The organism is Mesorhizobium sp. BR115XR7A (assembly GCF_020165315.1).
Lineage (GTDB): Bacteria > Pseudomonadota > Alphaproteobacteria > Rhizobiales > Rhizobiaceae > Mesorhizobium > Mesorhizobium australicum.
This window is the reverse complement of the sequence record NZ_JAIUHW010000006.1, coordinates 148,312-160,437: the sequence shown is the minus strand read 5'-3', so window position 1 is coordinate 160,437 and position 12,126 is coordinate 148,312. Positions and strand designations below refer to the sequence as shown.

15 protein-coding genes are annotated in these 12,126 nt (G+C 64.2%); 7 read left to right on the top strand and 8 right to left on the bottom strand.

The window, feature by feature from the left end; genetic code table 11:
- Positions 1-116: 116 nt before the first annotated feature.
- The 4 genes from dapD (at position 117) to LB557_RS14880 (ending at position 2,627) form a co-directional block, all read left to right on the top strand.
- The gene (dapD, locus tag LB557_RS14895; protein WP_140719199.1) at positions 117-971 is read left to right on the top strand and encodes a 2,3,4,5-tetrahydropyridine-2,6-dicarboxylate N-succinyltransferase; all 855 of its coding nucleotides are present in this window, start codon (positions 117-119) and stop codon (positions 969-971) included.
- 71 nt (positions 972-1,042) lie between these two features.
- Positions 1,043-1,405: a DUF805 domain-containing protein gene (locus tag LB557_RS14890; protein ID WP_140660146.1), complete on the top strand. Its 363-nt coding sequence runs from the start codon at positions 1,043-1,045 to the stop codon at positions 1,403-1,405.
- On the top strand, positions 1,398-1,781 hold the full coding sequence (locus LB557_RS14885; RefSeq protein WP_027143826.1) for a DUF805 domain-containing protein: 384 nt from the start codon (positions 1,398-1,400) through the stop codon (positions 1,779-1,781). Before LB557_RS14890 ends, LB557_RS14885 begins: the two co-directional genes overlap by 8 nt.
- 69 nt (positions 1,782-1,850) lie before the next feature.
- Entirely contained in the window at positions 1,851-2,627 is a 777-nt protein-coding gene (locus tag LB557_RS14880; protein WP_224641914.1) for a hypothetical protein, read from the top strand.
- Here LB557_RS14880 and LB557_RS14875 read toward each other — a convergent pair.
- Positions 2,527-3,570: a 2-dehydropantoate 2-reductase gene (locus LB557_RS14875; protein WP_224641916.1), complete on the bottom strand. Its 1,044-nt coding sequence runs from the start codon at positions 3,568-3,570 to the stop codon at positions 2,527-2,529. The two genes, LB557_RS14880 and LB557_RS14875, sit on opposite strands and share 101 nt — an antisense overlap.
- Positions 3,571-3,695: 125 nt before the next feature.
- On the opposite strand from LB557_RS14875, the gene dapE reads away from it, so the two are divergent.
- Both dapE and LB557_RS14865 read left to right on the top strand, forming a co-directional pair.
- Positions 3,696-4,889 carry a succinyl-diaminopimelate desuccinylase gene (gene dapE / locus LB557_RS14870; protein ID WP_015314432.1) on the top strand — a complete coding sequence of 398 codons (1,194 nt, stop codon included), beginning with the start codon at positions 3,696-3,698 and terminating at the stop codon, positions 4,887-4,889.
- A gap of 5 nt (positions 4,890-4,894) precedes the next feature.
- Positions 4,895-5,527 (top strand): transporter, encoded by a 633-nt coding sequence (locus tag LB557_RS14865; protein WP_224641918.1) that lies wholly within the window; start codon positions 4,895-4,897, stop codon positions 5,525-5,527.
- Between the two features lie 31 nt (positions 5,528-5,558).
- Here the strand turns inward: LB557_RS14865 and truA are convergent, their stop codons facing one another.
- The 4 genes from truA to def are packed head-to-tail and all read right to left on the bottom strand — an operon-like array spanning position 5,559 to position 8,326.
- The gene (gene truA / locus LB557_RS14860) at positions 5,559-6,311 is read right to left on the bottom strand and encodes a tRNA pseudouridine(38-40) synthase TruA (protein WP_224584121.1); all 753 of its coding nucleotides are present in this window, start codon (positions 6,309-6,311) and stop codon (positions 5,559-5,561) included.
- Between the two features lie 23 nt (positions 6,312-6,334).
- Positions 6,335-6,841, bottom strand: coding sequence for a GNAT family N-acetyltransferase (locus tag LB557_RS14855; RefSeq protein WP_015314435.1), 507 nt, complete (start codon positions 6,839-6,841; stop codon positions 6,335-6,337).
- On the bottom strand, positions 6,838-7,791 hold the full coding sequence (fmt, locus tag LB557_RS14850) for a methionyl-tRNA formyltransferase (RefSeq protein ID WP_140660150.1): 954 nt from the start codon (positions 7,789-7,791) through the stop codon (positions 6,838-6,840). Before fmt ends, LB557_RS14855 begins: the two co-directional genes overlap by 4 nt.
- A gap of 4 nt (positions 7,792-7,795) precedes the next feature.
- Positions 7,796-8,326 carry a peptide deformylase gene (gene def, locus LB557_RS14845; RefSeq protein ID WP_015314437.1) on the bottom strand — a complete coding sequence of 177 codons (531 nt, stop codon included), beginning with the start codon at positions 8,324-8,326 and terminating at the stop codon, positions 7,796-7,798.
- Positions 8,327-8,429: 103 nt separating this feature from the next.
- Here def and LB557_RS14840 point away from each other — a divergent pair, with 103 nt between their 5' ends.
- Positions 8,430-9,686 carry a DNA recombination protein RmuC gene (locus LB557_RS14840; RefSeq protein WP_015314438.1) on the top strand — a complete coding sequence of 419 codons (1,257 nt, stop codon included), beginning with the start codon at positions 8,430-8,432 and terminating at the stop codon, positions 9,684-9,686.
- A gap of 3 nt (positions 9,687-9,689) precedes the next feature.
- On the opposite strand, the gene LB557_RS14835 is transcribed toward LB557_RS14840, so the two are convergent.
- The 3 genes from LB557_RS14835 to LB557_RS14825 all read right to left on the bottom strand — a co-directional run bounded on the left by LB557_RS14835 (position 9,690) and on the right by LB557_RS14825 (position 12,103).
- The gene (locus LB557_RS14835) at positions 9,690-10,094 is read right to left on the bottom strand and encodes a GFA family protein (RefSeq protein ID WP_140719219.1); all 405 of its coding nucleotides are present in this window, start codon (positions 10,092-10,094) and stop codon (positions 9,690-9,692) included.
- 127 nt (positions 10,095-10,221) lie between these two features.
- Positions 10,222-11,175, bottom strand: a complete 954-nt coding sequence (locus LB557_RS14830; protein ID WP_140711717.1) for a cation diffusion facilitator family transporter — start codon at positions 11,173-11,175, stop codon at positions 10,222-10,224.
- 118 nt (positions 11,176-11,293) lie between these two features.
- Entirely contained in the window at positions 11,294-12,103 is an 810-nt protein-coding gene (locus LB557_RS14825; RefSeq protein WP_140615238.1) for a transglutaminase-like domain-containing protein, read from the bottom strand.
- Positions 12,104-12,126: the final 23 nt, after the last annotated feature.

The following is a 12,126-nucleotide window of genomic DNA, read 5'->3' as shown; positions in this document are numbered from 1 at the left end:
TGCGCCGTCCCATGACGCTGGCGCGATTGACCCCCATTCCACCTTAACATAGGGTCCGCGCGACTTTTAAACAGGTTAAGGCGCAGCCCTTAACAGCTTGGTAATGGAGCAAATTCATGTCGAAGCCCGATCTGGCGAGCCTCGAAAAGACCATCGACAGGGCCTTCGAGGAACGCGACGCCATTTCGACCGCGACCCGCGGCGAGGTGCGCGACGCCATCCAGTCGGCACTCGACCTGCTCGACCGCGGCACCGCCCGCGTCGCCGAGCGGCAGGCCGACGGCAAGTGGCATGTCAACCAGTGGCTGAAGAAGGCGGTGCTGCTCTCCTTCCGGCTCAATCCGATGGAGATCATCAAGGGCGGCCCCGGCGAGGCCGTGTGGTGGGACAAGGTGGCGTCCAAGTTTGACGGCTGGGGCGCCGTCGATTTCGAGAAGGCGGGCTTCCGCGCCGTGCCGGCGTCGATTGTGCGCCGTTCGGCCTATGTCGCGCCGGGCGCGGTTTTGATGCCGTCCTTCGTCAATGTCGGCGCCTATGTCGATAGCGGCACCATGGTCGATACCTGGGCCTCGGTCGGCTCCTGCGCCCAGATCGGCAAGAACGTCCACCTTTCGGGCGGCGTCGGCATCGGCGGCGTGCTGGAGCCGATGCAGGCCGGCCCCACCATCATCGAGGACAATTGCTTCATCGGGGCGCGTTCCGAAGTGGTCGAGGGCTGCATCGTGCGCGAAGGCTCGGTTCTGGGCATGGGCGTCTTCATCGGCCAGTCGACCAAGATCGTCGACCGCGCCACCGGCGAGATCTTCTATGGCGAGGTGCCGCCGAATTCCGTGGTCGTCGCCGGCTCGCTGCCGGGCAAGGCATTTCCAAACAACGAGCCGGGCCCAGGTCTCTACTGCGCCGTCATCGTCAAGCGGGTCGACGCCAAGACCCGGTCCAAGACCTCGATCAACGAATTGCTGCGCGATTGATCTTTCCGCCGGGCAGGCGCACCTTCCGCCGGCGCGACAATCGGCCGCGCTGGTTCAACTGGAGGGGTGACATGGACTGGAAATATCTGCTCACAAGCTTTGATGGCCGTATCAACCGGGGCAAGTTCTGGGCTGGCATCGGCGTATTCATCATTATCGGCGTTATTGCTTTCATTCTCGATGCGATCCTCGGCACGCGTGTCACCACGGCCAGCGGTGCCCAGATCGGCATCATCGGCATCCTCTTCGCGCTGGCATCGATCTATTTCGCGATTGCCCTCTATGCCAAACGCTGGCACGACCGCAACAAGTCGGGCTGGTGGACGCTGATTGGCTTCGTACCCGTCATCGGCGGCATCTGGCTGCTGGTCGAACTCGGCATTCTCGAAGGCACCAGGGGTGCCAATCAATATGGATCGGACCCGCTTGCCTGAAAGATCGGATCTCAACTGGCTTTTCTTCAAGACCTCGGGCCGCGTCAGCCGCGCGGCCTATTTTCTTGGCGGGTTGCTCGTCGCCATCATCCAGGCGTTTCCGCTGTACCGCTTCACGCTGGTGCCGGAGGGTTCGGCCGAGAGCAACATGTGGTCGTTCATCTTCTTCATCGCCTTCATCGCCTCGCTGTGGTCGAACATCGCGCTGGCGGTGAAGCGGCTGCACGACCTCGACAAGCCGGGCATTGCCGCGCTGATCCTGTTCGTGCCGGTTGTCTCGATCGTCGCCTTCCTTGTGTTGTGCCTGTTTCCAGGGCAGCCTGGACCCAACCGTTATGGCCGGCGCACCAACGAGCCGGCAGAATCAAAGAAATAGAGCATGACGTCGTCGGAAAACCGCTTCACACTTTTCGGCATCATGCCCTAGGGGGCCGATCGGATCGCCATGCGCTACCGCACGCTTGATCCGAAACTGATCATCGAAACCGCCGAACGGCTGGAAGGGCGCGTGGCCGACCGTTTCCCGGATGCCGGGTTGCGCGGCGTCGCCGCCGAACTTGTGTCGCTGTCGCGCGATCTGGCCAAGGCCGCGAAGACCCTGGAAGCGCCGATCTGGTGGCTGCGCGGCATCATCGTCGCCGCCGTCATCGCGGGCGCGCTGATCTTCCTGTTCGTCGGAACCATCCTGCCGCTCATTCGCATCTCGCAAGCCGACGATGCGGTGCAGTCGGTGCAGGGCATCGAAGCCACGATCAACATGATCATCCTCGCCGTGCTCGGCTTCCTGGCCCTGATCCGCACGGAGGAGCGCATCAAGCGCAAGCAGGTGTTTCGCCAGTTGCACGGCCTCAGATCGCTGATCCATGTCATCGACATGCACCAGTTGACCAAGGATCCGGCGGCGCTGTCGGCCAGCTTCAAGCCGACGGCGCATTCGCCGGCCCGTCTCACCAATGCCGCGGATCTCGCGCGCTATCTCGACTATTGCTCCGAAATGCTGTCGATCACCGGCAAGATCGCGGCGCTGTTCGCCCAATCCGTCAATGACGCCGTCGTCATCGACGGTGTCAACGACATCGAGAACCTGGCGTCCAACCTGTCGCGCAAGATCTGGCAGAAGATCACGTTGATCGATGGCCGGCCGGCGGCGCCGCAACCTTCTCCGGCACCAGCCTTGGCGAGCCAAGCCGCTCGGCTTCCGCCGCGCGCACCAGCGCGCTGATAAGCTGGACCGTCGGCGCCGGCGTACCGGCTTTTTCAGCGAGCCGCAAAACAGCGCCCTGCAAGTCGTCGATCTCGGTCGACCGGCCACGCTGCAGATCGTCCCACATCGACGAGCGCGCCTCGGGATCGATCGCCAGCATGCGCCGCGCCAGGAGCTTGAACAGCCAGTCGGCCAACCTGAGCACCTTCGGCAGCAGCGTCGGGCGCAGGCCGGCGATCCGCGCCGGCTCGATGCCGGAGGTTTTCATCGCCAGCAAGGCCTCGTCGATCTGGCTGGCCAGGATCAGCCGCCAGCGCCGGTCAGCGAGTTCAGTTGCCAGCGGCAAGCCCGACAGCGCCACCAGCGCATTGTTCAGGTTCATCAGAAGCTTGCCCCACAGCACGGCCTTCATATCGCCACGCGTTTCGACAGCCAGGCCTTCGGTGTCGAGAAGGTCGGCAAGGCCGACATTGCCTTCTTCGACCATAACCTTGCCGTCGCTGGCGCGGTGGACGCGCAACGGCAGCTCTCCATCGGCTGATTGCACGACATTGAACGGCACCATGCCAGCCAGCACCGTTCGCGGGCCAAGCGCCGCGCGCAGCCTGTCGGCGTTGTCGACGCCGTTCTGCAGGCTCACCACCACGGCATCGGGACGGGCATGGGCCTTGATGAGTGCCGCCATTTCCCGCGTCGCGCCGCTCTTGACGGTGACCAGGATCACATCGGCCCCCGGCAAGGACGCGGCCGGATCGGCGGTGACGGCAAGCTCTGCCGGCTTGATCAGGCGATCGCGGCCCTCGAGGTCGCTGACGCGCAATCCGCCCTGCCGCAGCGCTGCCTCGATGCGCGGCCTGGCAAGCAGGACAACCCGCCGCCCGGCGAGCGCCAGGCAGCCGCCGGCATAACAGCCAATGCTGCCGGCGCCGGCAATGACGATCCTTTTTTCGCCGTTTGCCATCTCTTACTCCGCATCAGCCAGAACTATACGACATGAAAACCATAATGTCGGCGGTATCGTCGGCCATTGGCTTGGCCATATGTCTGGCCGTGACAGGCCATTCGCTTTCGACTATCGCTTTTGCCATGACGCTGCCGACTGACCCCGCCGCAAACCTTGCCTCTCTCATCCGCTGTGCCTCGGTGACACCAGCCGAAGGCGGCGCGCTGAGCGCGCTGGAGGCGATGCTGAAGCCGCTCGGCTTCCTGGTCGATCGGCCGGTGTTCTCCGAAGACGGCACGCCCGACATCGAGAACCTCTATGCACGGCGCTCCGGCAATGGCCCGCATCTGATGTTCGCGGGTCATACCGACGTGGTGCCGGTCGGCGACGAAGCCGCCTGGACGCATCCGCCTTTCGCCGCCGACATCGCCAACGGCGAAATGTACGGCCGCGGCGCGGTCGACATGAAGGGCGGCATTGCCTGCTTCATCGCCGCGGTGGCGCGCCACGTCGAGGCGAATGGTGGCCCGAAGGGCTCGGTCTCGCTGCTGATCACCGGCGACGAGGAAGGGCCTGCCATCAACGGCACGGTCAAGCTGCTCGAATGGGCCGCGTCCAAAGGCGAGAAATGGGACGCCTCGATCGTCGGCGAGCCGACCAATCCGGACACGCTCGGCGACATGATCAAGATCGGCAGGCGCGGCTCGATGTCGGGTAGCATCACCGTCAATGGCCGCCAGGGCCATGCCGCTTATCCGCAGCTTGCCGACAACCCGGTGCGCGGCCTGATGAGCCTGGTGGACGCCTTGCTGCATCCCGTCTTCGACAAGGGAACCAAGGATTTCCAGCCGACCAACCTCGAGGTGACCTCCATCGATGTCGGCAACCCGGCCACCAACGTCATTCCCGCCAAGGCAACCGCCACCTTCAACATCCGCTTCAACGACAGCTGGACGGCCGAGACGGTCCAGGCGGAAATCCACAACCGCCTCGATCAGGCGGCTGGGCGCAAGAAATACCGGCCGGGCAAGAAGACGCCAGTCGACTATGAGCTGGTCTGGCGCGACCGGCCGAGCCACGTCTTCCTGACCCGCGACGACAGGCTGGTCGAGACGCTGAGCGGCTCGGTCAAGGCGGTGGTCGGCAAAAAGCCGGCGCTATCCACCTCCGGCGGCACATCGGATGCGCGCTTCATCAAGGATTATTGCCCGGTGGTCGAATTCGGCCTGGTCGGCAAGACCATGCACATGGTCGACGAGCGCGTGGCCATCGCCGATCTGGAAACGCTGACGCGGATCTACCAGCGCTTCATCGACGACTGGTTCGGACAGGGCTGACCAGCATGCTTTCGGCGGACGAAACCCAAGCTTCGCTGACCGGCGCCTGGCGGCTGATGCTCGGCAAGGCCGACGGCCTGCGCCTGCTCGACCTCACGGCCGACGGCTTCTGGAATTCGTTCTTCGCCATCATCGTCGCGGCACCGGCGCTGATCGTCGGCTGGGTCGGCATCGCCAACGAGATCGGCGATCCCGATGCCTTCGCCGGCCGCTTCAGCATGCTGGTGCGACTGGCGACAGTCGATATCGGCTCCTGGGTACTGCCGCTGGTGGCGCTCGCCTTGGTGGCGCGGCGCGCCGGCATCGGCGGGCGCTTCGTCCACTATGTCGTGGCCAGCAACTGGGCCTCGGCGATCACCGCCTGGCTGATGCTGCCTTCGGCGCTGATCAGGCTTTTCCTGTCCTCGGCAAGCCAGGTCTCGAGCCTTGTGTCGCTGCTGTTATTTTCCCTGTCGATGGTGCTGACCTGGCGCATGACCAACGCGACGATCGGCAGGGGCGCTGCCTTCGGCACCGCCGTTTTCGTCGGCATGTTCGTCGCTTCGCTGCTGGTGCTGTTCGGACTGCAGACGCTGCTTGGCATCTCCGTGCCGGACGATGTCGGGGGCCAGAGCCTTTCCGGGCTTTATCCCGGATAGAACCAGGGTTCTACCCGGGAGAACCAGGGTTCTACCCGGGATAATCGACGCCAATGAGAAAAAGCCCGTCGGGCGGCGCCACCTGGCCGCAGGCGGCGCGGTTTCGCGCCTCGAGCGCCGCCTTGAGGTCGCCCGATGTCCAGCCGCCGTCGCCGACCCGCTTCAGCGAGCCGACCATCGAGCGCACCTGGTTGTGCAGGAAGGATCGTGCCGATGCCCTCACCTCGATCAGATCATCGCCCGCCCGGCTCACATCGAGCCGCTCCAATGTCCTGATCGGGCTGTTGGCCTGGCACTGCGTCGAGCGGAAGGTGGTGAAGTCGTGCCGGCCGAGCAGGAGCTTCGCCGCCTCGTGCATGGCGGCGGCATCGAGCCGCTTCGGTACCCACCACACCTTACCCTTCTCCAGCGCCGAGGGCGCCCGCCGGTTGAGGATGCGGTAGAGATAGTGCCGGCCGATGGCGGAGAAACGGGCATCGAAATCGTCCGGGACGATCGTGGCCTTCAGGATGACTATGCGCGCGCCGGCCGCCTGCAGGTGTGCATTGACGGCATCGCGCACCTTGTCGTCGGGCCACGCCTTGGCAAGGTCGACATGCGCCACCTGCGCGGTCGCGTGCACGCCGGCATCGGTGCGGCCGGCGGCGCGCAGCCGGACCGCCTCGCCGCAGAATTTCTCGATCGCCTGCTCGATCGCCTGCTGCACCGAAGGCTGGTCGGCCTGATGCTGCCAGCCGGCAAACAGGCTGCCGTCATATTCGATATCTAGGCGAAAACGCGGCATGCCGGTCGGCTATACGCCCCCGCCTAGGCGGCGAGAGCGGTGAAGGCGGAGGCGTAGACCAGCCTGCCGGATTCGGGAGCTTCGCCCCAGGCCAGCGCCTGCAGCGCCTCGCCCTGGTATTCGCTTTCGAACTTTTCTGCGCGGGCGTGGCTATAGCCGAAACGGCCGTAATAGGCCGGATCGCCCAGCACGACGGCCAGTGTCTCGCCGGCGTCCTTGAGCCGAATATGGGCCTCGCGGATCAACGCGCCGCCGATGCCGCTGCCATGGAAGGAAGGCTCCACCGCCAGCGGCGCAAGCGCCACGGCGGCAAAACTCTTGCCGCCGCTCTGAACGAACAGCCGTGAGAACAGGATATGGCCGACGGCCTGGCCGTCCTCTTCCGCCACCAGTTCGACGACGGCGTCACCGCCGGTCACCAACGCGTCGACCAGTCCGGCCTCCGTTTGCTGGCCGAAAGCGTGTTCCTCGACGAGGCGGATGGCCTCGCGGTCCCGCGGCGTCGCCGCGCGTATCGACATCATGCTCATGAGAATTTCAGTCCTTTTTCGATCTTGGCTCCGCGCAGGAATTCCGACGCGGCGGCGGGCTTTCCGCCCGCACGTTGAACTTCGACCAGCCTGACCGCGCCTTTTCCGCAGGCGACTGTCAGCCGGTCATCGAGAATTCCTCCCGACTCGCCCAAATCTTCCGAAGGCGACACGCCTTCGGATAGCGTCGAGCGAAGCAGTTTCAGCCGTTCCATACGGCCGCCAATTTCAATCTCGGACCAGGCGCCGGGAAACGGCGACAGGCCACGAATGTGATTGTGAACCTCGGCCGCGGGCCGTGTCCACTCCACGCGCGTCTCGGATTTATCGATTTTCCTGGCGTAAGTCACCCCTTCGGCCGCCTGCGCGGTAAATGCCAGGGTATTCTGTTCCAGCCGCGCCAACGCTTCCACCATCAGGGCAGCGCCGACACTCATCAACCGATCATGCAGATCGCCGGCTGTCATATCGGGGCCGATGGCGCATTTTTCAACCAGTCCCACCGGGCCGGTATCCAGCCCCGCCTCCATGCGCATCACCATCATGCCGGTCTCGGTATCTCCAGCCATGATGGCGCGCTGGATCGGCGCGGCGCCACGCCAGCGCGGCAAAAGCGATGCGTGGCCGTTGACGCAGCCAAGCCGGGGTGCGTCAAGAATTGCCTTGGGCAACAGCAATCCATAGGCGACGACCACGGCGATATCGCCGCCGAGGTCGGCAAAAGCAGCCTGCTCGGCCTCGCTTTTCAACGATGCCGGCGTTCGCGCCTCGATGCCAAGCCGCCCGGCCTCGCGCTGCACCGGTGACGGCGTCAGTTCCAACCCGCGCCGGCCGGCGGCGCGCGGTGGCTGCGTGTAGACGGCTGAAATCTCGTGGCCAGCCTCGGCGATGGCGCGCAGCGTCGGCACCGAAAACTCCGGCGTGCCCATGAAGATGACGCGAAGGGGCATTGCCCTATCCCACCAGCTTGCCTGGCGCCTTGTCCCTGGCGAGCTTCTTGAACTTCTTCACCACCATGTCGCGCTTCAGCTTCGAGATGTGGTCGATGAACAGCACGCCGTTGAGGTGGTCGATTTCGTGCTGCAGGCAGGTTGCCATCAGCCCCTCGGCCTCGATCTCCTGCAGCTTGCCGTCACGGTCCAGATATTTGACCCTCACCGAAGCCGGGCGCTCGACCTCGGCATAGTAATCAGGGATCGACAGACAGCCTTCCTCGTAGACGGACCGCGCGTCGGCGCTTTCGAGAATTTCCGGGTTGATGAAGACGTGTGGCGCCGGGGTTTCGTCTTCCTTGGCGAGATCGATCACCAGCATGCGCAGCGGCTCGCCGACCTGGATTGCCGCCAACCCGATGCCGGGTGCGTCATACATAGTTGCCAGCATATCGTCGGCCAGTTTGCGTACCGGCGCGTCGACGCGCTCCACCGGCTTGGAGACCTGGCGCAGGATGGGATCGGGAAGAATGATAAGCGGCTTGATCGGCATGGCGTTTCACCTAAGACCTCAATAGAAAGGCGTCAACCGGTGCGCCTGCGCCTCGTTCACGTTTTGATCTGTGCCAGACCGCCGAATCGGCTATGCTGTCCACATGAATGATCTGAGCACCATCCTTTCGGAGCCCGCCGCACGGCTCGGCGCCTCGACTATCACGCTCGGCCACGTCTTGGCCGTCGCCACATTGCTGTTTCTCGGCTTGTTCGTGGCGCTCGTCATCGCGCTGTGGCGCTCGGCCAAGGCGCGCGCGGTCGCCGCAGCGGAAGCCGCCGACCATGCCCGCGACGCCGAGGCGCGGATGGCCGGCATTCTGCAATCCCAGGCCGAGATGCAGGGCCGCATGGGCGCCATCGCCGAAGTGTTCGGCGCCCGCCAAGCCGAATTGACGCAGTCGATCGGCCAGCGGCTCGACGCCATGACCGGCCGCATCGGCCAGACCATGACCGAGCAGACCAAGTCCACGCATGAGAGCCTCGCGAAACTGCAGGAGCGGCTGGCGGTCATCGACACCGCGCAAGGCAACATCCAGTCGCTGGCCGGCCAGGTCGTGCAGCTGCAGGCGATCCTCTCCAACAAGCAGACGCGCGGCGCCTTCGGCCAGTCGCGCATGGAGGCGATCGTCGCCGACGGCCTGCCGCACGGCGCCTACGAATTCCAGGCGACGCTGTCGAACGGCAGCCGGCCGGACTGCCTGGTGAAAATGCCGAACGGCGCGCCGTCGCTTGCCATCGATGCCAAATTTCCCCTGGAAGCGTGGAATGCCATCCGGGCCGCCGATAACGCCGACCTGCAGAAGGTCGCGGCCCAGGCCTTCCGCCGCGATATCGAGGTCCATATCCGCGACATTTCGGAAAAATACCTGCTGCAGGGCGAAACCCAGGACACCGCCTTCATGTTCGTGCCGTCGGAATCGGTGTTCGCCGAAATCCACGAGAATTTCGAAGCGGTTGTCCAGAAGGCGCACCGTGCCCGCGTCATCATCGTCTCGCCTTCGCTCTTGATGCTGTCGATCCAGGTCATCCAGGCGATCCTCAAGGATGCGCGCATGCGCGAGCAGGCGCATCTGATCCAAGGCGAAGTCATCAGGCTGATGGAAGACGTCCAGCGTGTCGACGAGCGGGTGCGCAAATTGCAGGGCCATTTCGGCCAGTCGGCCAAGGACATCGAAGACATACTCGTCTCGACCTCGAAAGTGACCAAGCGTGGCCAGAAGATCGAGGCGCTGGAATTCGGAGAAGGCGAGCCCGACGCCCCGCGCGGCGGCGCCCCTGCCAAGGTGGAGGCCGCACCGCGCGCTGCCGATTCAAAGACCGGGCAGCTGAGATTGAGGGTCGTCGAAGGCGACGACTGAACGCTACTGCTCTTCGACCGTCGTCATACCCTCGAATTCCGGAAGCCAGTGCAGCGCCGACCGATGCCATTTCTGGTGTCTCGGGACCAGGTTCTGGCGCTGCCGCGAGGTCCCGACCCTGATCCCATAGACCTTCGGACCGTCACCGACCGATGTCGCATAGAGATGCGAGCCGCAGTCGGCACAAAAAGCCTGCGTTCGCTTGGCGCCGCTCGCCACGGTCTTGATGTAGATCTTCGGTTCGCCGCTGGTGATCCGGTAGTGATCCTCCGTCGCAGGAACGGTAACGCGAAATGCCGTACCGGTCAGTTGCTGGCAATCGGTACAATGGCAGACCGAGGTCTTCTCCGGGTCGACCTCCGCCTCATAGGTGATGGCGCCACAATGGCAGCCGCCGTCGATCTTCATTGTCATTCCTCCAACTTCGATCGGCTGATTTTAGCGGCACGGAGACCCGAGGCAACGGCGGGGCGCTGGTCCAGAGGCCAGAATCCCGAAAAGTGCACCGCGGTGTCGCAAAAGTTCGTACTCGAATCTATCCGGACGCGGATTCGATCAGCTTGCGCCGCTTTTCCCAGGTGCCTGACGTCTGCGGCTTGACGAACAGCCGCGTGATCTCAGGCATCTCCTTCTTCAACCGCGCCTCGATGCGCTCGACACAGGCCTCGATCTCCGGCGCCGACAAATGGTCCTCGAATTCGATGCTCAGGCCGGCGACGATTTCTTCCGGACCCATATGCACCGTCAGCACGCCGTTCGCCCGCTGCACCGCCGGATCCTGCTGGACGATCGCCAGCACCTTCCTCTGCACCTCGGGTGAGGCCGGCTCGCCGATGAGCAGGCCCTTGCTTTCACGCGCCAGGAAGATTGCCGTCGTGCCGAGGATGAGCGAGATGCCGATCGAGGCGGCGCCGTCGAGTTCGGGCATCTCGAAAATCTCCGCCGCCAATATGCCGGCAAAGGCGACGGCCAGGCCGAGAAGGGCGGCACTGTCTTCGAACAGCACGGTATAGACGCTCGGATCCTTGCTCGATTGCACGGCTTGCAGCCAGCCCTGCTTGCCCTTCTGCTTGCGGAATTCCTTCAGCGCCACCAGCCAGGAGCTGCCTTCGAACAGGAAGGACAGGCCGAGAACGATGTAGTTCACCCTAGCGTTGGCGACCGGCTCCGGCGCCATGATGTGGATGATGCCCTCGTAGAACGACACGCCAGCGCCCAGCGCGAAGACCAGAAGGGCGACGATGAAGCTCCAGAAATAGAGTTCACGGCCATGGCCGAGCGGGTGCGAGCTGTCCGCGGGGCGTGCCGCCCGGTGCATGCCGTAGAGCAACAGGCCGCCATTGCCTGTATCGACCAGCGAATGCACGCCTTCCGACAGCATAGCCGAACTGCCGGTGAAAAAGGCGGCGGCGAATTTGGTCAACGCTATGGCGAGATTGCCGGCGAGCGCCGCGTAGATAACCGTTCTGGAGCCGCCGTGTCCAGCCATGCAGGTTCTATCCTCTTCGAGGCAGTGTAGCGGCTCTGCCGCGGAGTTGCACAGCCATCACAACGCGCCAATCGTCGGGTCGTTCAATGTGTTCGAAACCTGCTGGCGGGAAGGCCAGCTATTCCTGGATCTCGTCGGTCCACACTTTGAAGCCCGCAAGCAACCCTGGCCCGAAGATATGGGTTAGCGGCACATCCGCCGCGTCGCGGCCGGAGGCGATCAGGATGCGGCCGATGCGTGGCGCGTTGTTGCGCGGATCGAAAGCGTGCCAGCGGCCGCCGAGATAAACCTCCATCCAGGCGCAGAAATCCATGCTCGCCCAAGGCTTCGGCATGCCGATGTCGCTGATGTAGCCTGTGCAGTAGCGCGTCGGGATATTGAGTGCCCGGCAAAACGTGACGGCAAGATGCGCGAAATCGCGGCACACGCCGCTCCGTTCGCGCCAGGCTTCCGCGGCGGTGCGCGTCACCCGTGCGTTGCCGTAGTCGAAGACGATGTGGTTGTGGACGAAATCGCACACCGCCTGCACGCGCGGGATGCCTGATGGCATATGGCCGAACAGCCGCCATGCCTCGCTTGCCAAGAGGTCGCTTTCGCAAAACCGGCTGGGCAGCAGGAACAGCAGCGTTTCAGCCGGCAGGTCGCGCACCTCATGCTGCCACGCCATCAACTCGCCCATCTCGAACGTGCCGGAGTCGCGGATCACCGCATCCGTACCGAAAGTGAAACGCCCGGGCGGGGCGACGAGCCGGTTGCACCAGTTGCCGAAACTGTCGCGATAACTCTCAATCGGCACTGGCGGGTTGGAGGTCAGGAAATCCGGACGCTCAAGATCGGAGGCGCGGGAATAGTGGACATTGAGCATTGCGATGAGCGGCGTTTCCTGCGGAAAGTCGAAGCTCATCTCGCAGCCGATATGGATCCGCATTGTCGTCCTGACGGGCCTGCCTG